Below are 22,027 nucleotides of genomic sequence, written 5' to 3'. Positions count from 1 at the left end.
CCATTACGTAAAGGAGCCTTCTTATGCGTGCCCATATTTCACGCAAATCCGATAAGTCGGGCAAGCGCCCTCCGGCCCCCAAGCAGATGCCGCGCATGCCGCAGCGCCCCATCGCGCCGCCCCGCCGCATCCCGCCCAAGGGCCGCTGAAGCCACTACCAGGATGGTGGTAGTCCGCGGCGTCGCCGCGACCCACGCGTGCCCCGCCTCTCCCGACAGGGGCGGGGCACGCGCCTTTCCCGGGACGTTAGGATCCACGGCATGTCTTGGCCATCGGACCCCAGTGAAGACACCCACTACCTGGATCAGGTCGTCGAGCGGACCCAGGCCGCGGTGCGCGACCTGCGCCGGGCCGAGCGCCTGATCGCCGAGGTCGAAGGCGTCGGCGAGGCCGCCCAGGGCATGATCAGGGCCCGGGCCGGCGGGCACGGCGCGATGCGCGGGCTGCACATCGACCCCCGGGCGCTCCGCCTCGACCCGCGCACCCTCGGCGCCGAGGTCACCAAGGCGATCCAGCAGGCGCAGGAGGCCGCCGCCGAGCGCACCGAGGAGATCGTCGCCGAGGCGACCGCCCGCGTCGGCGTCCTCCCCGAGCCGCTCGACGAGACGTTCGTCCGCCACCGGGTGGAGTCCGCCGCCCGCGACCTCTACTCGGGAGGGCTGTGATGTTCGGTTTCGACCTCGACCCGGGCGACATCCGCGAGCAGGACGTCGACAGGGCCGCCGAGCAGGCCGGGCGCCTGGAGGCGCTGCTCGCCGAGCAGGAGGAGAGGCTGGCCGGGATCGTCGGCACCGGCACGGGCGACCGCGTCCAGGTGAAGGCGTCCGCGGCGGTCGACGGGCGCGTGCTGGAGGTCGTCCTGGGCCCCCAGGCCGCCCGCGAGGGCAGCCACGTCCTCGCCGAGGAGATCCTCCTGGCCGTGCGGCGCGCACAGGACGACACCCGGCGTCAGGCCGAGGCGCTCCTGAGCGCGGCCGTCCAGGAGGCCGTCCCCGGCCTCGACCTCGCCGCGCTGGACGAACAACTGAACAGGCCCGGCTGACAACCGCAACGACTCACAACAACCACATAAGTCACCTTTCCTCGCTATCGTCACATCTATGAGTACGGGGTTCGAGATGGCGCCCGAGTCCCTGCGGCTGCAGGCGACGCGGGTGCACCAGCACGGGGAAGATTACGAGGCGGCGGTGGCGCGGCTCCGCGAGGGCGGCGGCCAGTGGGGCGACGACGGGCTCTTCGCCGCCCTGCAACTGGCCTGGACCGAGTGCCGTGAGGTCATACTCACCGCCGTGCCCGGCCTGTCCGGCTCGATCAACGGCGTGGGCGACGGCATGGTGGCGGCGTCCGCCAACATCGGGGCCGTGGAGACCGCGCTCACCGCACCGGAGCCGGACCGATGGGCATAGTGCTGCCGCCGGAGCTCCACTTCGCCCTCGATCTGGCCGGCGTCCCGTTCCCCAACGTCGACGAGGACCTGATCCGCGGCGACGCCGACGCGGTGCGCACCGTCGAGAGCGGGACGGCCACGGCCGGATCGGAAGCGGACGCGACCGTCCTGTCCTCCTCAGCCGTCTACCGGGGCGGCAGCGCCACCCAGTTACAGGGCTTCTGGCAGGCGACCGGCGCCGACTCCGGCCACCTGGCCCAGGCCGCGACGGCGATGCGGGTGGCGCCCGTGGCGCTGGACGGCATGGCGAACGTGGTGACCGCCACCAAGGTCGCGGTCGGCACGGTCGCGGCCGTCGCCACCGTGCGCCTGGCGCTGTCCAGGCTCACTCCCCCGCCCCACGGCAGCGTCATGTCCCTCGCCACGCTGCTCGCCACCAGGCGGGCCGGCACGAAGATCTACCGCGAGGCCTTCGAGGGCGCGACCAGGGAGCTCGCGCCCGGCATGGCGCGCCGCGTCACCGACCCGATGCGGCGCATCCTGGAGAACCTGCGCCGTCCCGGCGGTCCCGGCGGCACCGCCCTGGCGGGCGCCGGAGGGCCCGGCCGGATCCCGGTCTCCGGGTTCCGCAACCGCATGGACGACATGCCCGGCATCATGCAGATGGCCCGGGGCGGGCGCGGAGGCGGGCGCGGCCGTCCCGAGTCGCAGGCCAACCTCAACAAAGAGGAACTGGAGGCCGTGGAGGCGAAGGAGAACGGTCAGCCCTACGACCGGAGCGTCTTCAACAGGGCCGCCGGCAAGATACGCAAGGCCGAGAAGTTCGAAGGCGACAGGAACAAGCAGAAGAGAGGGCGAGGGAAATAACGATGGCAGACCGGGTCGGATTCGAGTCGCAGCACTTCTCGCTGAACAACCCGCGGGGCGAGGAGCAGGGCGACGTCCCCATGCTGCTGCGCCGGCTGGCCAGCACGCTGGAGGAGATGGGCGGGATCGAGATCCGCGACCTGATCCTGCACAGCGACACCGACGACGCCGGCGACCCCTGGCCCTACGTCACCGTCTACTACTCGCCCCTGCCCGACGACGGGGCCGAGCTCCCCTGACGCGAACGGCGCCCCGCCCCCCTTCGCGGGGAGCGGGGCGCCGTTCGCGTCAGGGCCGGGGGCGGGGTCGCCCGCCAAGGTCCCCGCCGCCTGCCCCGACGGGCCTCAGAGGCGCTCGATGATGGTGACGTTGGCCTGGCCGCCGCCCTCGCACATCGTCTGCAGGCCGTACCTGCCACCGGTGCGCTCCAGCTCGTTCAGCAGCTTCGTCATGAGGATCGAGCCCGTGGCGCCCAGCGGGTGGCCCAGGGCGATGGCGCCGCCGTTGGGGTTGACCTTGGCCGGGTCGGCGCCGAGCTCCTTGATCCAGGCGAGCGGCACCGGCGCGAACGCCTCGTTGATCTCCACCACGTCGATGTCGTCGATCGACAGCCCGGCCTTGCTCAGCGCCTTCTGCGTGGCGGGGATCGGCGCGGTCAGCATGTAGACCGGGTCGTCGCCCACGACCGTGAGCTGGGTGATGCGGGCGCGCGGGGTCAGGTTGTGGTCCCTGACGGCCTGCTCGGAGGCGATCAGCACGGCGCCGGAGCCGTCGGAGATCTGCGAGGAGGTGGCGGCGGTGATCTGGCCGCCCTCCTTCAGCGTCTTCAGCGACCCCATCTTCTCCAGCGTGGTGTCGGCGCGCGGGCCCTCGTCGTCCTCGACTCCGTTGATCGGCGCGATCTGCTCCTTGAAGTAGCCGTTGGCGATGGCCTTGGCCGCCCGCTGGTGCGACTCCAGGGCGAAGCGCTCCAGCTCCGCGCGCTCCAGACCCCACTTCTCGCACATCAGCTCCGCGCCGCGGAACTGGGAGATCTCCTGCTTGCCGTAGCGCTCGACCCAGGTCTCGCCGAACGGGAACGGCATGCCCTTCTCCAGCGCGGCGGAGACCGGCGAGCCCATCGGCACGATGCTCATCGACTCCACGCCGGCCGCCACGACCAGGTCCTGGGTGCCGGACATGACGCCCTGCGCGGCGAAGTGGATCGACTGCTGGGAGGAGCCGCACTGGCGGTCGATGGTGACGCCGGGAGTGGTCTCCGGCAGGCCGGCCGACAGCCAGGCATTACGGGCGATGTCCAGGGACTGGGGGCCGAACTGCATGACGCACCCCATGATCACGTCCTCCACCGCCGCGGGGTCTACACCGGTGCGGTCGATCAGTGCCTTGAGCGTGTGCGCGGCAAGATCGGTGGGGTGGACGGTGGACAGGCCGCCCTTCTTCTTTCCGACCGGGGTCCGGACGGCCCCGACGATGTACGCCTCTGCCACTGTTCCTCCTGTAAACCGAGCAATATTCGGTTCTCTCCCCGAGAGTACAGCAGAACGTTGCTCGGGTGCCTATGACGAAGGCGGCAGAAGATCCTCCGCCCGGTCGACGCGGAACCGCCACCGGTCCACGACCAGCCCGTTCAGCGCGTCCGACAGCGACAGCGCCAGCGTGGCCAGCTTCGCCTGGTCGTCGCCGCGCAGTTCGAGGGCGGTCAGCTCGGCCGCGAACGGCAGCAGCTCCTGGGCCGCGGGCGGCTGCCCCTTCTCCGGCACGACCAGGACCCGGACGCCGCCGGCGGTGAAGACGAACTCCTCCTCCTGCTCGACCTCACCCTCCAGCAGCTCCATCAGCTCTTCGGCGGCGGGCCTGACCGGCAGGATGACCGCGGGCCCGCCCGGCAGGCTCTCGTCGGCGGGATCGGTGACCTCGCCCCGGCAGACCGCGAGCCCGCCCAGCCGGAACGCCAGCCCCTCCGCCAGGAAGCGGTCGAAGTAGTCGACGGGCAGCGGGCCCTCCGCGGTCACCCGGCACGCCCACACCTGCTCCAGCTCGCCGCCGACCAGGCCGGGATCGGCCTCGACCGGCGCGTGCACCCGGACGTCGACGGCGACGACGTCGTCCCCGTCCTCCCGCGCGCCCGGGTCGGCCAGCCGCACCAGCCGCAGCAGCTCCGACCGGTCCGGCCTGGCGGGCAGAGCCGCCGTGGGGCCAGTACGTAGTCTCCGCTTCGCCATCCAGCCCATTGCGCGCCCTCCGCGATCAGCTTCGATAGGAGCTCGTCATCGTCGCGTACACGATGACGTTGTCGGTGTAGTGGCCGGTGTTGCGGTTGTAGACGCCACCGCAGGTGATCAGGTGGAGCTGGGCGTTCTGCTGCGGGCCGTAGACCCGCTGCGTCGGGAACGTCTTCTTGTCCGCCTGCTCGACGCCGCCGACCGTGAACACGGCCGTGACGCCGTCCTGCCGCTTGACCTCGATCTGGTCGCCGTTGCGGATCTCGGGCAGGCGGGCGAACACGGCGCTGCGCGTCCGGGTGTCCTTGTGGCCCAGCACCACCGCCGGGCCGGCCTCGCCCGGGGTCGACATGTTCCGGTACCAGCCGACCAGGTTGGGGTTGTCCGACGGCGGCACCTGGATCGTGCCGTCCTTGGCCAGGCCCACCGACTTGATCGGCGCGTCGATGCCCAGCCGCTTGACCTTCAGCCGCACCGGGCTCGACGGCAGCATCGCCGGGGCCGGCTGGATCTGCGGCAGCGGCGGCGGCACATCCGGGGCGGCCTGGAACATCGCCTGCTCCGGCTGCCCCGCCTTCCCCTCGGGCTGCGCGGTCAGGGCCAGCGAGTCACGATCGCTCGCCAGCCCGTACTCCTCGGGCGCGCCCAGCACGATCAGCATCCCCGCGACCACGGTCACCACCCCCGCGATCGCCGCGACCAGCAGTGTCGTGCGCAGCACCTTCCCGCCGTCGTCCGGCTGCGGGGGCGGCGGTACGGGTGAGCCGTACGGATACTGGTTGACCACGGCCGATCACCCCCTGGCGGCGCGGCGGCGCATCAGCAGCCCGCCACCCCCGGCGGCCAGGATCAGCATGGATCCGGCGAGGACGAACATCCGCCCGTCGGGCCCGGCGTCACCACCGGCCCCGGTGGCGACCCCGTCCTTCGGCGTCTTGGACGAGCGCGCCGTCGGGCTGGTGGTCCGCGTGGTGGGGGTCTCGGTGACGATCACCGTGGTCGTCTTGGTGGGGGTCGCGGTCGGCGTCGTGGTCGGGTCGTCGGTGGGATCGTCGGTCGGCGTGCCGGCGGCGACCTGGAACGTGAAGGTGGGCAGACCGGTCGTGGGAGCCGTGCACTTGAGGGCCGCCGCGGTCGCGCTCGTACCGAAGGCCAGGTCGCCTGGGGTGATGGTGACGGTGCCGGTGGTCGTGGGCCTCACCTTGATCGTCACGTTGGGCAGGGTCGTCAGGCTCTGCCCCGCCGTCCCGGTGATGGCCGCCTCGCCCGTCGCCGTGGCGGGCGCCCCGGCGCCGCTGGCCTTGACCGTGGCGAAGTACTTGCTGCCGGTCGGGAACCCGGTCGTCGGCACCTTCAGCTCGTCACCGGTCGTCTGGACGGCTGCCGCCCAGGTGATGGAGGCGTCCTGGTTGGCCTTGGCGCCCGTCGGCATGGTCGGCGTGATCTTGATGTCGACGGTGGCGGGCGTCTCGGTGCCGGCCGTGCACGTGTAGCTGACGATCTCCTCGGTGTTGCCGCCGCCACCCGTGCCGATCGTGACGTCGAGCGACTCGGTGGAGGTCGTGGTGCAGGTCGTCACCGTCGTCGCAGCCGAGGCGAGGGCCAGCGTCAGGCTCGCGGGCTTGATGGTGACCTTGCCGGTGGCGGCCGTTGTCACCTGGACGGGATATTCCACGTTCTTGGCCGGTACAGCGGTCTGGTTGACCGCGACGTCGGCGCCCGTCTTCGCGCCGGGGGTGGTGACCGTGCCGTTCGTGACCGTCAGCGTGGCGGCGGCCGAGACGGTCGTCGCGGTCGTCACCGCCTGCCTGAGGGTCAGGGCGGGAATGCCGACCGTGGCGTTGAAAGTGGTTCCCGCAGCCGCGGAATCAGGGGCGCTCAGCTTGACCGTGATCGAGGTGTTGCTGAAAGGCCCGCCCTGGCAGGTGTAAGTGAAATTCTTCTCGACCACCAGGGCCGCCGCGCTCGCGGGGGCGGCGCTGACGACCAGCGAGCCGGCAAGAAGGACGAATGTGCCCACCAGCCCTAAGGCCGAGGAGGTCTTCTGGACGAGGCGGCGCCTCGCCTGGGACGTCAGCACTGTCCTTCTCCAATACAGCGTGGTCTCATCGGTCACAGTTGGGGAAGAGCATACGGACTCATCCTGTCAGGCTTCTGTAAACAACCAAAACCAGCCCGTCAGCCCTTCTTCTTCGACAACGTCGCGTACACCACGATGTTGTCGGTGTAGCTGTGCGCCTTCTGGTTGAAGACTCCGCCACACGTGATGAGCCGGAGCTGGGCGTCGTTGGTGTTGCCGTACACCCGGTTCGTCGGGAACGTCTTCTTGCTGACCTGCTCGATCCCGCTCACGGTGTAGCGGGCCACCTTGCCGTCCGAGCGGTACACGTAGATGTGGTCGCCCTTGGCCAACTCGTTGAGGCGCTTGAAGACGGCCGCGCCCTTCTTGGTGCTGACATGGCCGTTGATGATCGAGGGCCCCAGCTCGCCCGGGAGCGGGCTCTTGTTGTACCAGCCCGTCACGTTGGGCTTGCTGAGCGGCGGGGTGCCGAGGGCGCCGGTCTTGGTCAGCTTGACCGGGTTGATCCGGGAGCTGACCTTGATCTTGGGGATGCGGATCCGGGTCGGCCGGGTCTTGGCCTTGGCCTTCTTCGACTTGACCGGCGGGATCGCCGCCACGGTCGGCACGGCGGCCAGGGGCGGCGGCGCCTCCAGGCGGGCCGGGGTGAGCGGCACGTTGTCGCCGCCGGGGCCGACGGTGGGCGCGAGCTGGAAGGCGCCCGCGTTCTGGAACTGCACCGGCGTGGGCTCGCCCTGCGCCAGCGGGACCGAGCCCGAGCCGTCGTCCACCGGCGGGATGAACGACAGCAGGCCGACCATGATGACGCCCACGCCGCCGAGCGAACCGGCGATCAGCAGCGCGGGCATCGCCCGGCTCGTCGGGGACTTCTGCGGCTGGGTCATCGGTCCATCCCTCCGGCATGCTCGGCCCGGCGGCGCCGCATCAGCAGGCCACCGGTGACGCTGCCCATCAAGAGCAGGCTGCCGCTCAGCAGCAGTGCTTGCGAGCCGGCCTCCCGTTCCGGAGCCTCACCCGTGTCCACACCGCCGGTGGGAGTCGCGACGACCTGCGCCTTGTAGTTCGTGACGGTGGGGTTGGCGGACGGAGTCGGCGTGGTGGTGCTTCCCGGCACCACCACGCTCACGTGACGCCCGCCGTCGTTCGGCAGGTCATGGTGGCCGGGCGGCGTGGTGCTGGGGGTCGTGGTGGGGGTTACGGTCGGCGTCCCGGTGTCCGTGGGATCGGGGTCGTTCGTGTCCGTCGGGTCAGGGTCATGCGTGTCCGTCGGATCGGGGCTGGCTCCGCCGACGTTGATCTCGACCGTGCCCGGGTTGTTGGTGATCGTGCAGGTCGATCGGTGCAGCGTCGGCGGGTTGATCAGATCCGCGGTGAGCAGCTTGAACGCGTCGAGGTGCACGTCCTTGCCGTCGTCGAGGGCCCGCACCGCCAGCCTGTGGTACCCGTAGGGGAGGTCGTCGCGCCGCCACAGGGTGGAGTTGCCCTCGATGACGTTGGTGGGCTCACCGCTCTCGGTCTTCGAGGTGTCCACGATCGCCGACTGGTCGTCGTCGATGATCACCCGGATCCTGCCGACGTCCGGCATCCGGCGGCCGATGACCTCGAACCCGGTGCCGTGGAACTTGATGACGGCCTCGTCGGTGCGGTTCGCGGTCGTGTGCAGGTCACGCCCGTAGTCGCCGTACTGCATCGGCAGGGAGCCCTGGTGGTACCAGCCGCCCTTGTACGTGATCCGGCTGACCTCGTCGTCGTTGACGATCTCCTCGCCCTCAGGCGGGACGAAGTCCACGGTGAGCCCCTGGGGCGTCAGCTGGATGACGCCTTCCTCGGTCATATGCGCCTCGGAGGACATGCCCTCGGGCACTTCCAGCCGCATGTTGGGCTGCAGGTCGCCCTGCTCCTCGACCCCGCGCGGCTGCAGGACGCCGTTCCAGGCGCCTTCGAGCTTGACGTTGCCGACGAGCGAGACCTTGGCCCCGGCCGGGAAGTAGTCGGGCGACATGAACCGGCGGGTGCCGGTGTACTCGACCGTCCAGCCGAGCGACAGCATGCTGCCCGTCTGCATGGTCGTCGGGATCTGCACACGAGCCCTGAGCGTCACCGGAGCACTGCCCGCGACCCCATTGGTGCAGCTGTAGTCGACGACCAGATTGAAGGTCTGCGCCTCCGCGGGCATCGTCAGCAGCCCGGCCGAAGCCGTTAAGCCGACTGATGCGGCTATCCATGCCCTACGCCACCGACTCACGGCGTTCTCCGATCACGCACACACGAAACCGAAGCTAGATCTTAGGGGCGGCAAGCCAGACAACAGGTGCATCTCATTGCACTTGTGATGAACCCGTGTCCAGGTCTCCAGAATCGTATTCTGGTGTCCGGAGAACCCACCTAGGAGGCGTCATGGAGCGAGACCTCTTCGACGAGGAACACCTGCTCTTCCGGGAGACCGTGCGCGAGTTCATGACCCGCGAGGTCGCCCCCCACCACGACCAGTGGGAGAAGGACGGCATCGTGCCACGGGACGTCTGGAAGAAGGCCGGAGAGGTCGGCATGTTCGGGTTCTCGGTGCCGGAGGAGTACGGCGGCGCCGGCATCAAGGACTTCCGCTACAACGCGGTCATCGTCGAGGAGCTCATCGGGAAGGGCGCCTCCGGCCTGGGCTTCTCGCTGCACAACGACGTCATGGCCCCGTACCTGGTGGATCTGACCGATGACGGGCAGAAGCAGCGCTGGCTGCCCGGGTTCGTCAGCGGGGAGCTGATCACCGCGATCGCGATGACCGAGCCGGGCACGGGCAGCGACCTGCAGGGCATCAGGACGACCGCGGTCCGCGAGGGCGATCACTACGTGGTGAACGGGCAGAAGACGTTCATCACCAACGGCATCAACGCCGACCTCGTGGTGGTGGTCGCCAAGACCGACCCGTCGGCCGGGGCCAGGGGCGTGACGCTGCTGGTGGTGGAGCGGGGCATGGAGGGCTTCGGCCGGGGCCGCAACCTCGACAAGATCGGCATGAAGGCGCAGGACACCGCCGAGCTGTTCTTCGAGAACGTGCGGGTGCCGGTCGCCAACCGCCTGGGCCCCGAGGACGGCCAGGGCTTCTTCCAGCTGATGAACAACCTGCCGCAGGAGCGGATGTCGATCGCGGTGGCGGCCGTGGCGGCGGCGGAGACGGTGCTGGCCGCGACGATCGAGTACTGCAAGAACCGCCAGGCGTTCGGCCGCAACCTCGGCTCGTTCCAGAACACCCGGTTCGTCCTGGCCGAGCTGGCCACCGAGACGGAGATCGCCCGCCACTACGTGGACAAGTGCGTCCTGGCACTCAACGCCGGCACGCTCACCGCGGTCGACGCGGCCAAGGCCAAGTGGTGGACGACCGAGCTGCAGACCAAGGTCATCGACCGGTGTCTCCAACTGCACGGCGGCTACGGCTACATGATGGAGTATCCGGTGGCCAAGGCCTGGCTGGACAGCCGGGTGCAGACCATCTACGGCGGCACCACCGAGATCATGAAGGAGATCATCGGCCGGTCCTTCGGCTTCTGACCCGCGCGGAACCCGGGCCGGCGGCGCATACTGGACTGCATGGACAGCGGCCTGATCCTCCTGGTCTTCCTGGCCCTGTTGTTCGCCTGGGGCCTCAACCGGGTGCGCCGGGCGATCCGGCTCGGACCCGTCGGCTACGCCGGAGTGGTGATCGTCTTCATCATCGTCATGCTGCTGCTGTGGGGGCAGACGATGCGCTAACCGCCGCTGCCCTCCAGCAGCACCCGCGTCACCAGCGCCGGGTCGTCGGTCATCGGCAGGTGGCCGCAGCCCTTGAGCAGCTTGACCCGCTGGCCCGACCACTTGGCGGCGCGCACGGCCTGGCGGCGCGGCAGCAGCCGGTCGTGCTCGCCCCAGGCGATGGTGATCGGCGACTTGGGCGGCGCGGGCGGCATCACGTTCGTGAACGACTCCAGCGTCTGGTCGAACCCGCTCGCCGAGGCGAGCGCCTGGGTGGCGGCGAGCAGCGCGGTCGGCGTCATCCGCGACGGGTGCGCGACCATCAGGCCGACCGACAGCGCCCGGCCGACGGGGTTCTCCGCCAGCTCGGCGGCCTGCTCGGGCGGCAGCGAGCGCGCCGTCTTCCGGGTCGCCCTGAGCACCGCCTGGCAGTAGAGCAGCTCCGAGCGCGACCAGAACCCGGCGGGCGAGAGCGCCGTCGCCGTGCGCACGGTGCCGCGCGAGGCCAGCTCCAGCGCCAGGTAGCCGCCGAGCGAGTTGCCCGCGACGTGCGGCTCGCGGACGCCCAGCAGCGCGCAGAACGACTCGACCGCGTCGGCCAGCGACTCCGGGGTGTACGGGACGCCGTCAGGCAGTCCGGGCGAGCGCCCGAACCCGGGCAGGTCGACGGCGATCACGTCGCGCGAGGCGGCCAGCCGGTCCATCACCGGCAGCCATCCCTGCCAGTGGTGACCGATGCCGTGGACGAGGATCAGCGGCTCGCCCGTGCCGCGGCGTTCGAAGGCCAGCTCCATGCAGGCAGTGAACCACTCACCGGCCCCTGGTGGGAATCTCGAACCAGACCGCTTTGCCTTCCCTGGTAGGACGCGAGCCCCAGCGCTTGGCCAACTGGTCGACGAGGTAGAGGCCGCGGCCGCCCTCGTCGTTCTCGCCCGCGCTGCGGATGCGCGGCAGCCGCAGGTCCTGGTCGAAGACCTCGACCCAGACGGACTCGTCACCGCGGCGCAGCCGGAGCGTGAACTCCTTGTCGCCGACCACATCGTCGTCGAAGCTGTCGAAGCCGGGCACGTCCCACGACTCCTCGAAGGGCAGCGGCGGCCCGTCGACGACCAGCTCCCTGCGCGGCACGGTGGCGGTCGAGGCGTGCAGCACGACGTTGGTGACGACCTCCGAGACCAGCAGGCAGGCCAGCTCGGCCCGCTCCTCGGGGACGTTCCAGTCGGCGAAGGCGTCGGAGGCCATCCGCCGCGCCTCCCCCACCATGATCGGCTGGGCCGGGAACGTGCGCTCCTCGACGTCGAGGTCCTCGTCGCTGGAGCGGATGACCAGGATCGCCATGTCGTCGTCGATCTCACCGGGCACGGCGACCGTGGCGGCCTCGGCGATGCGCTCGACCTCGGCCTTGGTCATCGTGGCGAGCTTCTCGCAGAGCAGGCCGAGCGTCTCCTCCTCGTCCTGCGCCGGACCGGTGCGGGTGGGGCGGCGGTCGACCAGGCCGTCGGTGTAGAGCAGCAGCGCGGCGCCGGGCGGGAGCGTGCGGGTCTCTTCCTTGTAGACCAGGTCGGCGTGCAGGCCCTTGGCGCGCACCCCCAGCGGCTGGCCGACCTCCTCTATGTCGAGCTCGACGCACTCGCCGTCGCTCAGCAGCAGCGGCGGCGCGTGGCCGGCGTTGGCGAACGACAGCTGGCGCGACCAGGCGTCGTAGACGAGGTACTGGCAGGTGACGATGGGCGGGATGCTGATGTCGGCGCCGGAGTCGTCCTTCTCCGGGGTGGCGATGATGCGGGTCCACTCGTCGAGCCTGGCCAGGATGTCGGCGGGCGACTTGTCGTCCTGGGCGAAGGCCCGCAGCGCGGCGCGCAGCTGGCCCATGATGGCCGCGGCCTTGGCGCCCCGGCCCTCGACGTCGCCGATCACGATGCCGACCCGGCCTGCAGAGAGCGGGATCACGTCGTACCAGTCGCCACCGACCTGGGTCTGGATGCCCTGACCGTGGGAGGCGAGCGGCGCGGCGGGGTAGTAGCGGACCGCGATCTGGAGCCCGTCGAGCTGCGGCAGCGCCCGCGGCAGCAAGTGCTTCTGGAACGACTCGGCGGTGTGGCGCTCCTCCTCGAACAGCAGCGCGTTGTCGATGGCGACCGCCACGCGGGTCGCGATGGCGCCGACGAAGTCGCGGTCGAAGGCGTCGTAGTGAGGGCTGCGGCGGTCGGTGAGGTTGGACAGCCCGAGGTACATCAGGCCCAGCGTCTCGCCGCGCACGGTCAGCGGCGCGACGATCGCGGAGGTCATGCCGATCTCGCCGCACAGCCGCGCGCTGCCCTCGCTCGGGGACGGGAAGCTGTTGCCGGAGAAGTCGTCGACCAGGATGGTCTCCTGGCGGCGCAGCGCGGCGTCGGCGTAGTGGCCGGCGGGGTAGCGGATCTCCGCGCCGACGGGCTTCCACGTGCCGGCCGGCGGCTCCCAGCCCTGCACGTGCTGGGAGATCCGGCGCACCAGCCGGTCGCCCTCCATCAGCTCGATGAAGCAGTGGTCGGCGAACTGCGGCACGAGCATCTCGGCCACCCGCTTGAGCGTCTCCTCGACGTACAGCGAGCCGGCCAGCCGCTCGCCGATGCGTTCCAGCAGGCCGAAGCGGTCCTTCTCGCGCTCGTTGCTGCGGAGCGCCTCGCGGGCGGTGATGACGACGCCGGTCACCGAGCCCGACGGGTGGCGCAGCGGCACGGCCTGGGCGCGGACGTAGAGGATGGCGCCGTCGCCGCGGCGCACGTCGAACGTGCCCTCCCAGACGTTGCCCTTGAGCACGTGTTTGGCCAGCTCGATCGCCTGCGGATGGTCCTTCTCCATGATGCCGAACGACAGCACGGAGGAGTCGCGCGCCGACTTGCCGGGCCGGCCGAACAGCTTCTCGGCGAAGGGGTTCCAGTAGAGGAGATTGCTGAACCGGTCCGTCACCACCACGGCCATGTCGGCATGGTCGAGAACGGACTCGGCGGCAAGGCGATCAGCCGCGTCGTGAGACAGATCCCCCCAGCGTGTCATCCGGAGACCACTCCTCGGGGAAGCGTGCGGGAAAAGACCACGGGCGCTCCTGCAACAGTGTTGGCCGGGGGGGAGTGGAGGATCTCCCGGATGGGATCAGCGTCTGGACACGAAGACGTGCACCGCCACATCACGCGGGATCTCCGCGAGAGAGTCGTTCGCGTCACCGTCACCTGTCACCCGCACACCGTCGTCGCTCGCCGCGAGCGTCACCTCGCGTCCGGGTTGTATCCCAACTTGCTTGAGTTTAAGCATGAGAGCGGGATCGCTTTGCACTTGTTCGCTAATTCGGCGCACGGTCACGGACACACCCTGAGAACCGGCGAGTTCGGTCATGGGGGTCAGCTGGGACTCGGTCGCGTCGGCGGCCTCCTCGGCGCCCAGCTCGGCCAGGCCGGGAATGGGGTTGCCATGGGGGCAGAAGGTGGGGTTGCCCAGCAGCTTGACGAGGCGCTGCTCCACCGACTCGGACATCACGTGCTCCCAGCGGCAGGCCTCGATGTGCACCTCCTCCCAGGGCATGCCGATCACGTCGATCAGCAGGCACTCGGCGAGGCGGTGCTTGCGCATCACCCGCGTGGCGAGGGCGCGGCCCAGGTCGGTCATCGCCAGGTGGCGGTCGCCCTCGACGCGGACGAGACCGTCGCGCTCCATGCGGCCGACGGTCTGGCTCACGGTCGGGCCGCTCTGCTGCAGGCGCTCGGCGATGCGGGCGCGGAGGGGGATGATGCCCTCCTCCTCGAGCTCGTAAATCGTCCGGAGATACATCTCCGTGGTGTCGATCAGGCCGTGTGCGGTCAAGGCTCCTCCCTCATGCCATGCTAGCCGGTCGTCTCGGGACTGAGCCCTTCCGCTTCGGGCACAGGATCAGGCTCGAAGCCTATGGGGAGAACGACCGGCGATGACAACCAACGTCAACAATTCCGCAGCCCGCTTCCTTCCCGAGAGTCACGATCTGGGATCGTTGCGTAGCGCGGCGGCCGGCTGTGAAGGATGCGATCTGTTCAGGAACGCCACCCAGACGGTGTTCGGCGAGGGGCCGGGACGCGCCCGTTACATGCTCGTCGGCGAGCAACCGGGCGACCAGGAGGACCGTCAGGGCCACCCGTTCGTCGGCCCCGCCGGGCGCATCCTGGACCGCGGCCTGGAGGAGGCGGGGATCGACCGCGACGAGGTGTACGTCACGAACGCGGTCAAACACTTCTCCTTCACCGAACGCGGCAAGCGGCGGATCCACCAGAAGCCGACGGCGGCCGAGATCGAGGCCTGCCGGCCGTGGCTGGACGCCGAGCTGGCCGCGGTGCGTCCCGGGGTGGTCGTGGTGATGGGCGCCACGGCCGCGCGATCGCTGCTCGGGAGGGCTTTCCGGGTGACCAGGCAGCGCGGCGAGCCGGTGCCGATGGGCGACGCGCTCGCGGTCGCCACCATCCATCCGTCGGCGGTGCTGCGCGCCCCCGACCGTGACGCGGCGTACGCGGGCTTCCTCGCGGACCTGCGCGTCGCCGCCGGAACGGGCGGGCACACCCGCTGACCCGGACGTACGGTCAGCGTGACCGGTAGTTCCTGAAGCTCGCCACCGACAGCCCGACGACCAGCACCGCGGCGGCGCACGCGAGCCCGCCGCCGACCCAGGCCGTCGTCAGCCCGAACGCGGTCGCGGTGGCCCCGGCGCGCACGTCGCCCAGCCGCGGCCCGCCCGCGACCACCACCATGAAGACGCCCTGCAGCCGCCCGCGCATCTCGTCAGGCGCGTAGAGCTGCAGGATCGACTGCCGCCACACCGACGACACCACGTCGGCCGCTCCCCCGACGGCCATGAACACCAGGACGAGCCAGAGCTGGTCGGCCAGCCCCGCCGCCGCCACCGCCAGCCCCCACAGCGCGATGACGAAGGTGAGCGCCAGCCCCTGGCGCTTGACGCGGGTGACCCAGCCGGAGAACAGCCCGCCGAGCACCGCGCCGATGGCCATCGAGGAGTTGAGCCATGCCAGCGCGATCAGCGAGCCGCCGAAGCGCTGGTCGGCCAGCTCCGGGAAGAGCGCCCTGGGCAGCGCGAACACCATGGCGATGATGTCCACGGCGAACGACATCAGCAGGATCGGGCTGGTGACGATGAAGCTCAGCCCCTCCGCCACCGACCGCCAGCCCGGCCTGGACACCTCGCCGAGCGGGGCCAGCGACGGCAGCCGGAAGGCCGCGTACAGGCCGGCCGTGAACAGCACCGCGTCCACCGCGTACGCGGCCGCGAACCCGCCCTGCGTCAGCAGCACGCCGCCGACCATGGGCCCGCCGACGGCCCCGAGGCTGTAGACGAGCGAGTTGAGCGCGTTGGCCGACGGCACCAGCTCCGGAGGCAGCAGCCTGGGGATGATCGCGCCCCTGGTGGACGAGCTGACCGCGAACCCGGCCGCGCTCAAGGCCACCGTGGCGAGCAGCGCGTACACGCTCGGCACGCCGACGATCGACTGCACCAGCAGGAGTACGGTGCCCGCCCAGGCGACCAGCGACCCGGCGACGAGCAGCTTGCGCCGGTCCACGGCGTCGGCCACGGCCCCGCCCCACAGCCCGAACACCACCAGCGGGAGCAGGTTCGCCAGGCCGAGCATGCCGACCCAGAACGAGGAGTCCGTCAGCTCGTAGACCTGCTGGCTGACCGCGACCACCGTGACCGCGAGCCCGACGTGCGAGACCGCCTGTCCCATCCAGAGCCGCCGGTAGGCGGGCACCTTCAGTGGCCGGGTGTCTACCAGATGACGTTTGACGAACTCCCCGAATGACACAAGCGGTCAGATTAGGGCGCAAGCCTGTCAAGCACCCACCCGGCCGGGCTACGGCGGTACCGGAGCCGGTCGTGCATCCGGTCCAGCCGCCCCTGCCAGAACTCCACCTCGCGCGGCGTCACCAGGAAACCGCCCCAGAAGTCGGGCACCGGCGGATCCTCCGGCCAGCGGCTCGCGAGCTCCTCGTAACGGGCGTCCAGGTCCTCCCGCGAGCGCACCACGGCGGACTGGCGCGAGGCCCACGCCCCGATGCGCGACCCGTACGGCCGGGAGGCGAAGTAGGCGGCCGACTCCTCCTGCGGCAGCCGCGTCACCGTGCCCTCCACGCGCACCTGGCGGCGGATCGGATGCCACGGGAACAGCAGCGAGGCCCACGGGTTCTCGGCCAGGTCGCGGCCCTTGCGGGACTCGTAGTTGGTGTAGAAGACGAACCCGCGCTGGTCGTACTCCTTGAGCAGGACGGTCCTGGCGCTCGGCCGGGCGCCCGCGGAGGCGGTGGCGAGCACCATGGCGTTCGGCTCCGGCAGGCCGGCGTCGAGTGCCTCCTGGAACCAGGTGGTGAACTGGGCTATGGGATCGGCGGCGACAGCGGTCTCGAGCAGCGGTTCGCCCACGTACGAGCGGCGAAGCCCCGCCAGTGAGGGCGGTCGCGAGGTGGCATCCACGAGAAGGTATTCTTGCGCGCTTGGTGGAGAAGCCCATACTAGGCCCCCTACCTGCGGTTTCGGTCTATCGGCGGGTCCGGCGACCGGCCACGAGAGGGGAGAGGGTTAAATTGACCCGCCGGTATCTCGACATCAAGCAATTGCCGGAACATGGCAGGAAAGGGAGGCGGCCGACGTGTCCGACTTCAAACCCGGCCTCGAGGGCGTCGTAGCTTTCGAGACGGAGATCGCGGAACCGGACAAAGAAGGGGGCGCCCTTCGATACCGGGGCGTCGACATCGAAGAGCTGGTCGGCCGTGTCCCCTTCGGGCACGTTTGGGGCCTGCTGGTCGACAACAAGTTCCAACCGGGCCTCCCCCCGGCGGAGCCTTACCCCATTCCTGTTCACTCCGGCGACATCCGCGTAGACGTGCAGAGCGCGCTGGCCATGCTGGCCCCCGCCTACGGCTTCAAGCCGCTGCTCGACATCTCCGACGAGGAGGCGCGTGACCAGCTCGCCCGCGCCTCGGTGATGGCGCTGTCCTTCGTGGCCCAGTCGGCGCGCGGCCTCGGCCTGCCGATGGTGCCGGAGCAGCGCGTCGACGAGGCCAAGACCATCGTCGAGCGTTTCATGATCCGCTGGCGCGGTGAGCCCGACCCCAAGCACGTCAAGGCCATCGACGCCTATTGGACCTCCGCGGCCGAGCACGGCATGAACGCTTCCACGTTCACCGCCCGCGTCATCGCCTCCACCGGCGCCGACGTGGCGGCGGCGCTGTCCGGAGCGGTCGGCGCCATGTCCGGCCCGCTCCACGGCGGCGCTCCCGCCCGGGTGCTCCACATGATCGAAGGTGTGGAGCAGATGGGCGACGCCAAGAAGTACGTGCAGAGCGAGCTCGACAAGGGCCAGCGGCTGATGGGCTTCGGCCACCGCGTCTACCGCGCGGAGGACCCGCGCGCCAGGGTGCTGCGCCGCACGGCCAAGGAGCTGGACGCGCCGCGCTACGAGGTCGCGGCGGCCCTGGAGAAGGCGGCCCTGGAGGAGCTGCACGCCCGCAAGCCCGACCGGGTGCTCGCCACCAACGTCGAGTACTGGGCCGCTGTGGTGCTCGACTTCGCCGAGGTCCCCTCGCACATGTTCACCTCGATGTTCACCTGCGCCCGCACGGCCGGCTGGGCCGCGCACGTCCTGGAGCAGAAGCGCACCGGCAGGCTGGTCCGCCCGAGCGCCAACTACACCGGCCCGACGTCCCGCCCGCTGTCCGACGTCCCCGGCGCCTCCGAGGTCGCCGGCACGATCTGACCTGATGACGACAACGGCCCGCCGGCCCCCGGCGGGCCGTTCTCGTGCGGCCGTACGACCCGGGTGACCGGGCACTTTCACGCGCGCCGCGCCCGACGTCTCACAATCCGGACCCTGGACGAGCCAGTCCTCGCACGTCAGTAACCTGGTGAGGTGGCTGACATCGTGATTCCCGCTGACATCAAGCCCGCCGACGGCCGCTTCGGCTGCGGGCCCTCGAAGGTTCGTACCGAGCAGCTGGCCGCGCTCGCCTCGTCCGGCGCGAGCGTCATGGGCACCTCCCACCGCCAGAAGCCGGTCAAGAGCCTGGTCGGCCGCGTCCGCTCCGGCCTGGCCGACCTGTTCTCGCTGCCCGAGGGCTACCAGGTCGTGCTCGGCAACGGCGGCACCACCGCGTTCTGGGACATCGCCGCCTTCGGGCTCATCCGCGACCGGTCACAGCACCTGTCGTTCGGCGAGTTCTCCTCGAAGTTCGCGACGGTCGCCAAGAAGGCGCCGTGGCTCTCCGACCCCTCGGTGATCAAGTCCGAGGTCGGCACCCACCCCGAGGCGGTCGCCGAGGACGGCGTCGACGTCTACGCGCTCACCCACAACGAGACCTCGACCGGCGTCGCCATGCCGATCAGGCGGGTCGGCGGCGACGACGCGCTGGTGCTGGTCGACGCCACCTCCGGCGCGGGCGGCCTGCCCGTCGACGTGTCCGAGACCGACGTCTACTACTTCGCCCCGCAGAAGAGCTTCGCCTCCGACGGCGGCCTGTGGATCGCGCTGATGTCGCCGCGCGCCCTGGCCCGCGTCGAGGAGATCGCGGCGAGCGGCCGGTTCGTGCCGGAGTTCTTCAGCCTGCCGGTCGCGATCGACAACTCCGCCAAGGACCAGACCTACAACACCCCGGCGGTGGCCACGCTGTTCCTGCTGGCCGACCAGCTCGACTGGATGAACGGCAACGGCGGCCTGGCCTGGACCACGGCCCGCACCGCCGACTCGGCGCAGCGGCTCTACACCTGGGCCGAGAAGTCGTCCTTCGCCACCCCGTTCGCCGCCCCGGAGTTCCGCTCCCAGGTGGTCGGCACGATCGACTTCTCCGACGACGTCGACGCGGCGGCGGTGGCCAAGGTGCTGCGCGCCAACGGCATCGTCGACACCGAGCCCTACCGCAAGCTCGGCCGCAACCAGCTGCGCATCGCGATGTTCCCGGCCATCGACCCGGCCGACGTCGAGGCGCTGACGGCCTGCGTCGACCACGTGGTCGGACGCCTCTGACCCGCCCCGGGGCCGTCCGCTAGCGGATGGCCCCGGCCGGCCGGCGCAGGACCCACGCGGCCACCAGGCCGCCGATGAGCCCGAACAGGTGGCCCTGCCAGGAGATGTACGGGTCGCTCGGCAGCACGCCGGCCAGGATCGACCAGTACGCGATGACCACGCCGATGCCGATGACGATGTCGAGCGCCCGCCGGTCGAACAGGCCGCGCGCGACGACGTACCCGAAGTAGCCGAACACCAGCCCGCTGGCCCCCACCGTGACGGTGCCGGGGCCGCTGGCGAACCAGGTGCCGATGCCGCCGATGACGATGATCAGCAGGCTCGCCGCCAGAAACCTGCCGATGCCGCGCAGCCCCGCCAGGAACCCGAGCACGAGCAGCGGCAGCGAGTTGGCCATCAGGTGGCCGAAGCCGCCGTGCAGGAACGGCGCCGTGAAGATGCCGATCAGCCCTTGCGGGTCCCAGCCCCTGATGCCGTAGGCGAGGTCGGGAGTGCCCGGCGTCAGGTAGTCGAAGATCTCGACGGCCCACATGACGCCCACGATCGCGAGCATCGTCAGCAGCGAAGCCAGGGCGCCAGAGAGCAGCGAGGCCAGCCCGCTCTTGGCTGACTCGAAACGCGGCCGCGAGTAGTCGCTCATGCCTCTCCCAGATGACGTCGTCCTTTTACCGTACGCAGGAACTACCGCAAGCGCGCATAAAAGAACCCCCTCCCGGTGTCCGGGAGGGGGTGCGGAGTCGGGTTATTCGCCCTTCCACTGGGGCGCGCGCTTCTCGGCGAAGGCCGCGGCGCCCTCCATGGCGTCCTTGGAGCCGAACACCGGCTGGACGATCGCCCCCTGCTTGCGGAACATCTCCTCCAGCGACCAGTCCTGCGACTCGATGACCACCCGCTTGGTCGCGGCCAGCGCGAGCGGCGCGTTCGCGGCGATCCTGCGGGCCAGCTCGATCGCCCCCGCCAGCGCCTCGCCGGGCTCGGTGACCCGGTTGACCAGGCCCAGCTCGTACAGGCGCGCGGCCGGGTAGTGGTCGCCGGTGAGGGCGATCTCCATGGCCACGTGGTACGGGATGCGCCGCGGCAGCCGCATGATGCCGCCCGCGCCGGCCACCAGGCCCCGCTTGGGCTCCGGCAGGCCGAACTTGGACTCCGAGGAGGCCACGATGAGGTCGCAGGACAGGGCCAGCTCGAAGCCGCCCGCCAGCGCGTACCCCTCGACGGCGGCCACGATCGGCTTCTTGGGCGGCGCCTCGGTCATGCCCCCGAACCCGCGTCCTTCCACGACGGGGAAGTCGCCGGACAGGAACCCCTTGAGGTCCATGCCCGCGCAGAACGTGCCGCCGGCGCCGGTCAGCACGTAGGCGGAGACCTCCGGGCGGGCGTCGAGCGCGTCCAGCGCCTCGGCGACGCCCCTGGCCACCGCCCCGTTGACCGCGTTGCGGGCCTTCGGACGGTTGATGGTGATCACGGCGACGCCGTCGGACTCCTCGACGAGCACTTCGTCAGACACGGGACCTCATTTACTTGGGCTGGAATCGGATGCCGCCGTCGAAGCGGATGACCTCGGCGTTCATGTAGTCGTTCTGGATCAGCGAGTGAACCAGGTGGGCGAACTCGTCGGCACGGCCCATGCGCTTGGGGAACACCACCGGCGCCACCAGCTTGGCCTTGAACTCGTCGGCGTTGGCCGAGAAGCCGTAGATGGGGGTGTCGATGATGCCCGGGCAGATCGTGTTCACCCGGATGCCGACGGCGGCCAGGTCGCGGGCGGCCGGGACGGTCATGCCGACGATGCCGCCCTTGGAGGCGCTGTAGGCGAGCTGCCCGGTCTGGCCCTCCAGCGCCGCCACCGAGGCGGTGTTGACGCACACGCCGCGCTGCCCGTCGGCGTCGACCGGCTCGGTCTTGGCGACGGCCGCCGCGCCGATGCGCATGAGGTTGAACGTGCCGATCAGGTTGACCTCGATGACCTTGCGGTAGGTGGCCGGGTTGTGCGGCTCGCCGTTGCGGTTGACGGTGCGCTCGGCCCAGCCGATGCCGGCGCTGTTGACCAGCACCCGGAGCGGCTTGCCGGTGGCGACGGCGGCGTCCACGGCGGCCTGCACCTGGGCGTCGTCCGACACGTCCGTCCTGGCGAAGACACCGCCGAGCTCGTCGGCGACGGCCTTGCCGCGCTCCTCGTTGAGGTCGGCGATGACCACGGTGGCGCCGGCGCGGGCCAGCTCGCGGGCCGTGGCCTCACCGAGGCCGCTGGCGCCGCCGGAAATGATTGCTGAGGATCCGTTCACGTCCATAGCACGGACCCTAACCCCCAACCGAATGAAGTTCTACTCGGGGTGGGGTCAAATTCCCCCCACGGCGCTGTCGACGTCGGAGTAGACCTTGATGCGCCGGTCGAGACCGGTGGTCCGCAGGATGCGCGCCACCGGGGCCTGGGGCGCCGCCAGCGACACCCCGCCGCCCTCGCCGGTGGCCAGCCGCCAGGCCTCGATCAGCACCGACAGGCCGCTGGAGTCCATGAACGAGAGCTGCTGGAGATCGAGGACGAGCCGGGCGCCGTCTTGCTTGATGGCATCACGTACCTCGTCGCGGAGGACCGGCGCGGTGAACAGATCCAGCTCTCCCGCAACGGCCACCACCACGGCGTCACCGAGGGAATGTCGCGCAAGCCGCAGCTTCATTGGCCCCTCCTCGATGAGCCACTGTACTTCGACTTGCC

25 protein-coding genes are annotated in these 22,027 nt (G+C 70.5%); 10 read left to right on the top strand and 15 right to left on the bottom strand.

Annotated elements, in window-relative coordinates; genetic code table 11:
• The first annotated feature begins 260 nt into the window (after positions 1 to 260).
• The 5 genes from FR742_RS42065 to FR742_RS42045 are packed head-to-tail and all read left to right on the top strand — an operon-like array spanning position 261 to position 2,493.
• The gene (locus tag FR742_RS42065; protein ID WP_148036747.1) at positions 261 to 665 is read left to right on the top strand and encodes a YbaB/EbfC family nucleoid-associated protein; all 405 of its coding nucleotides are present in this window, start codon (positions 261 to 263) and stop codon (positions 663 to 665) included.
• Positions 665 to 1,042, top strand: a complete 378-nt coding sequence (locus tag FR742_RS42060) for a YbaB/EbfC family nucleoid-associated protein (RefSeq protein ID WP_148036746.1) — start codon at positions 665 to 667, stop codon at positions 1,040 to 1,042. The genes FR742_RS42065 and FR742_RS42060 overlap by 1 nt, the downstream gene beginning before the upstream one ends.
• Positions 1,043 to 1,100: 58 nt before the next feature.
• Complete coding sequence (locus FR742_RS42055) at positions 1,101 to 1,406, top strand: hypothetical protein (protein ID WP_148036745.1); 306 nt, start codon at positions 1,101 to 1,103, stop codon at positions 1,404 to 1,406.
• Entirely contained in the window at positions 1,397 to 2,254 is an 858-nt protein-coding gene (locus FR742_RS42050; protein ID WP_148036744.1) for a hypothetical protein, read from the top strand. Before FR742_RS42055 ends, FR742_RS42050 begins: the two co-directional genes overlap by 10 nt.
• Positions 2,255 to 2,256: 2 nt before the next feature.
• Positions 2,257 to 2,493 (top strand): hypothetical protein, encoded by a 237-nt coding sequence (locus FR742_RS42045; RefSeq protein WP_148036743.1) that lies wholly within the window; start codon positions 2,257 to 2,259, stop codon positions 2,491 to 2,493.
• Between the two features lie 105 nt (positions 2,494 to 2,598).
• Here the strand turns inward: FR742_RS42045 and FR742_RS42040 are convergent, their stop codons facing one another.
• From FR742_RS42040 to FR742_RS42015, 6 genes are all read right to left on the bottom strand, one after another.
• On the bottom strand, positions 2,599 to 3,744 hold the full coding sequence (locus FR742_RS42040; protein WP_148036742.1) for an acetyl-CoA C-acetyltransferase: 1,146 nt from the start codon (positions 3,742 to 3,744) through the stop codon (positions 2,599 to 2,601).
• A 69-nt stretch (positions 3,745 to 3,813) separates the two neighbouring features.
• On the bottom strand, positions 3,814 to 4,479 hold the full coding sequence (locus tag FR742_RS42035) for a hypothetical protein (RefSeq protein WP_148036741.1): 666 nt from the start codon (positions 4,477 to 4,479) through the stop codon (positions 3,814 to 3,816).
• 25 nt (positions 4,480 to 4,504) lie between these two features.
• The gene (locus tag FR742_RS42030; protein ID WP_148036740.1) at positions 4,505 to 5,266 is read right to left on the bottom strand and encodes a class F sortase; all 762 of its coding nucleotides are present in this window, start codon (positions 5,264 to 5,266) and stop codon (positions 4,505 to 4,507) included.
• A 6-nt stretch (positions 5,267 to 5,272) separates the two neighbouring features.
• Complete coding sequence (locus FR742_RS42025; protein ID WP_148036739.1) at positions 5,273 to 6,559, bottom strand: hypothetical protein; 1,287 nt, start codon at positions 6,557 to 6,559, stop codon at positions 5,273 to 5,275.
• A gap of 98 nt (positions 6,560 to 6,657) precedes the next feature.
• Positions 6,658 to 7,443 carry a class F sortase gene (locus tag FR742_RS42020; protein WP_148036738.1) on the bottom strand — a complete coding sequence of 262 codons (786 nt, stop codon included), beginning with the start codon at positions 7,441 to 7,443 and terminating at the stop codon, positions 6,658 to 6,660.
• Positions 7,440 to 8,735: a hypothetical protein gene (locus FR742_RS42015; protein ID WP_148036737.1), complete on the bottom strand. Its 1,296-nt coding sequence runs from the start codon at positions 8,733 to 8,735 to the stop codon at positions 7,440 to 7,442. The genes FR742_RS42020 and FR742_RS42015 overlap by 4 nt, the downstream gene beginning before the upstream one ends.
• Positions 8,736 to 8,956: 221 nt before the next feature.
• Between FR742_RS42015 and FR742_RS42010 the strand changes: the two genes are divergently transcribed.
• A complete protein-coding gene (locus tag FR742_RS42010) occupies positions 8,957 to 10,102 on the top strand; it encodes an acyl-CoA dehydrogenase family protein (RefSeq protein WP_148036736.1) in 1,146 nt (381 codons plus the stop codon).
• 39 nt (positions 10,103 to 10,141) lie between these two features.
• Entirely contained in the window at positions 10,142 to 10,303 is a 162-nt protein-coding gene (locus tag FR742_RS44970) for a hypothetical protein (protein WP_187281611.1), read from the top strand.
• Here the strand turns inward: FR742_RS44970 and FR742_RS42005 are convergent.
• The 3 genes from FR742_RS42005 to FR742_RS41995 all read right to left on the bottom strand — a co-directional run bounded on the left by FR742_RS42005 (position 10,300) and on the right by FR742_RS41995 (position 14,122).
• A complete protein-coding gene (locus FR742_RS42005) occupies positions 10,300 to 11,076 on the bottom strand; it encodes an alpha/beta fold hydrolase (RefSeq protein ID WP_148036735.1) in 777 nt (258 codons plus the stop codon). The two genes, FR742_RS44970 and FR742_RS42005, sit on opposite strands and share 4 nt — an antisense overlap.
• 16 nt (positions 11,077 to 11,092) lie before the next feature.
• The gene (locus tag FR742_RS42000) at positions 11,093 to 13,321 is read right to left on the bottom strand and encodes a SpoIIE family protein phosphatase (protein ID WP_148036734.1); all 2,229 of its coding nucleotides are present in this window, start codon (positions 13,319 to 13,321) and stop codon (positions 11,093 to 11,095) included.
• A 96-nt stretch (positions 13,322 to 13,417) separates the two neighbouring features.
• Positions 13,418 to 14,122: a metal-dependent transcriptional regulator gene (locus FR742_RS41995; RefSeq protein WP_148036733.1), complete on the bottom strand. Its 705-nt coding sequence runs from the start codon at positions 14,120 to 14,122 to the stop codon at positions 13,418 to 13,420.
• A 100-nt stretch (positions 14,123 to 14,222) separates the two neighbouring features.
• Between FR742_RS41995 and FR742_RS41990 the strand changes: the two genes are divergently transcribed.
• Positions 14,223 to 14,852, top strand: coding sequence for a UdgX family uracil-DNA binding protein (locus tag FR742_RS41990; protein ID WP_148036732.1), 630 nt, complete (start codon positions 14,223 to 14,225; stop codon positions 14,850 to 14,852).
• A 13-nt stretch (positions 14,853 to 14,865) separates the two neighbouring features.
• Here the strand turns inward: FR742_RS41990 and FR742_RS41985 are convergent, their stop codons facing one another.
• Together FR742_RS41985 and pdxH are read right to left on the bottom strand one after the other, a co-directional pair.
• On the bottom strand, positions 14,866 to 16,101 hold the full coding sequence (locus tag FR742_RS41985; RefSeq protein WP_148036731.1) for an MFS transporter: 1,236 nt from the start codon (positions 16,099 to 16,101) through the stop codon (positions 14,866 to 14,868).
• A gap of 11 nt (positions 16,102 to 16,112) precedes the next feature.
• Positions 16,113 to 16,766: a pyridoxamine 5'-phosphate oxidase gene (gene pdxH, locus FR742_RS41980; RefSeq protein WP_148036730.1), complete on the bottom strand. Its 654-nt coding sequence runs from the start codon at positions 16,764 to 16,766 to the stop codon at positions 16,113 to 16,115.
• A gap of 175 nt (positions 16,767 to 16,941) precedes the next feature.
• On the opposite strand from pdxH, the gene FR742_RS41975 reads away from it, so the two are divergent.
• The gene (locus FR742_RS41975) at positions 16,942 to 18,048 is read left to right on the top strand and encodes a citrate synthase 2 (protein ID WP_148036729.1); all 1,107 of its coding nucleotides are present in this window, start codon (positions 16,942 to 16,944) and stop codon (positions 18,046 to 18,048) included.
• A 153-nt stretch (positions 18,049 to 18,201) separates the two neighbouring features.
• Complete coding sequence (gene serC / locus FR742_RS41970) at positions 18,202 to 19,311, top strand: phosphoserine transaminase (RefSeq protein WP_148036728.1); 1,110 nt, start codon at positions 18,202 to 18,204, stop codon at positions 19,309 to 19,311.
• A gap of 19 nt (positions 19,312 to 19,330) precedes the next feature.
• Here serC and FR742_RS41965 read toward each other — a convergent pair whose 3' ends face one another.
• The 4 genes from FR742_RS41965 to FR742_RS41950 all read right to left on the bottom strand — a co-directional run bounded on the left by FR742_RS41965 (position 19,331) and on the right by FR742_RS41950 (position 21,989).
• A complete protein-coding gene (locus FR742_RS41965) occupies positions 19,331 to 19,951 on the bottom strand; it encodes a rhomboid family intramembrane serine protease (RefSeq protein ID WP_148036727.1) in 621 nt (206 codons plus the stop codon).
• A gap of 102 nt (positions 19,952 to 20,053) precedes the next feature.
• Positions 20,054 to 20,818 carry a crotonase/enoyl-CoA hydratase family protein gene (locus FR742_RS41960; RefSeq protein ID WP_148036726.1) on the bottom strand — a complete coding sequence of 255 codons (765 nt, stop codon included), beginning with the start codon at positions 20,816 to 20,818 and terminating at the stop codon, positions 20,054 to 20,056.
• Between the two features lie 10 nt (positions 20,819 to 20,828).
• On the bottom strand, positions 20,829 to 21,602 hold the full coding sequence (locus FR742_RS41955) for an SDR family NAD(P)-dependent oxidoreductase (protein WP_148036725.1): 774 nt from the start codon (positions 21,600 to 21,602) through the stop codon (positions 20,829 to 20,831).
• 48 nt (positions 21,603 to 21,650) lie between these two features.
• Complete coding sequence (locus tag FR742_RS41950; protein WP_148036724.1) at positions 21,651 to 21,989, bottom strand: STAS domain-containing protein; 339 nt, start codon at positions 21,987 to 21,989, stop codon at positions 21,651 to 21,653.
• Positions 21,990 to 22,027 lie beyond the last annotated feature (38 nt).

The sequence above is a fragment of the Nonomuraea sp. C10 genome (assembly GCF_008017515.1).
Taxonomy (GTDB): Bacteria; Actinomycetota; Actinomycetes; order Streptosporangiales; family Streptosporangiaceae; genus Nonomuraea; species Nonomuraea ferruginea.
This window is presented reverse-complemented; position numbering and strand designations above follow the sequence as displayed.

What these genes read in the sequence shown, in the direction of transcription:
- FR742_RS42065 (WP_148036747.1), top strand. Translation starts at nt 261, where the DNA reads ATGTCTTGGCCATCGGACCCCAGTGAAGACACCCACTACCTGGATCAG.
- FR742_RS42060 (WP_148036746.1), top strand. Translation starts at nt 665, where the DNA reads ATGTTCGGTTTCGACCTCGACCCGGGCGACATCCGCGAGCAGGACGTC.
- FR742_RS42055 (WP_148036745.1), top strand. Translation starts at nt 1,101, where the DNA reads ATGAGTACGGGGTTCGAGATGGCGCCCGAGTCCCTGCGGCTGCAGGCG.
- FR742_RS42050 (WP_148036744.1), top strand. Translation starts at nt 1,397, where the DNA reads ATGGGCATAGTGCTGCCGCCGGAGCTCCACTTCGCCCTCGATCTGGCC.
- FR742_RS42045 (WP_148036743.1), top strand. Translation starts at nt 2,257, where the DNA reads ATGGCAGACCGGGTCGGATTCGAGTCGCAGCACTTCTCGCTGAACAAC.
- FR742_RS42035 (WP_148036741.1), bottom strand. Translation starts at nt 4,479, where the DNA reads ATGGCGAAGCGGAGACTACGTACTGGCCCCACGGCGGCTCTGCCCGCC.
- FR742_RS42020 (WP_148036738.1), bottom strand. Translation starts at nt 7,443, where the DNA reads ATGACCCAGCCGCAGAAGTCCCCGACGAGCCGGGCGATGCCCGCGCTG.
- FR742_RS42015 (WP_148036737.1), bottom strand. Translation starts at nt 8,735, where the DNA reads ATGCCCGCGGAGGCGCAGACCTTCAATCTGGTCGTCGACTACAGCTGC.
- FR742_RS42010 (WP_148036736.1), top strand. Translation starts at nt 8,957, where the DNA reads ATGGAGCGAGACCTCTTCGACGAGGAACACCTGCTCTTCCGGGAGACC.
- FR742_RS44970 (WP_187281611.1), top strand. Translation starts at nt 10,142, where the DNA reads ATGGACAGCGGCCTGATCCTCCTGGTCTTCCTGGCCCTGTTGTTCGCC.
- FR742_RS42005 (WP_148036735.1), bottom strand. Translation starts at nt 11,076, where the DNA reads ATGGAGCTGGCCTTCGAACGCCGCGGCACGGGCGAGCCGCTGATCCTC.
- FR742_RS42000 (WP_148036734.1), bottom strand. Translation starts at nt 13,321, where the DNA reads ATGACACGCTGGGGGGATCTGTCTCACGACGCGGCTGATCGCCTTGCC.
- FR742_RS41990 (WP_148036732.1), top strand. Translation starts at nt 14,223, where the DNA reads ATGACAACCAACGTCAACAATTCCGCAGCCCGCTTCCTTCCCGAGAGT.
- FR742_RS41965 (WP_148036727.1), bottom strand. Translation starts at nt 19,951, where the DNA reads ATGAGCGACTACTCGCGGCCGCGTTTCGAGTCAGCCAAGAGCGGGCTG.
- FR742_RS41955 (WP_148036725.1), bottom strand. Translation starts at nt 21,602, where the DNA reads ATGGACGTGAACGGATCCTCAGCAATCATTTCCGGCGGCGCCAGCGGC.
- FR742_RS41950 (WP_148036724.1), bottom strand. Translation starts at nt 21,989, where the DNA reads ATGAAGCTGCGGCTTGCGCGACATTCCCTCGGTGACGCCGTGGTGGTG.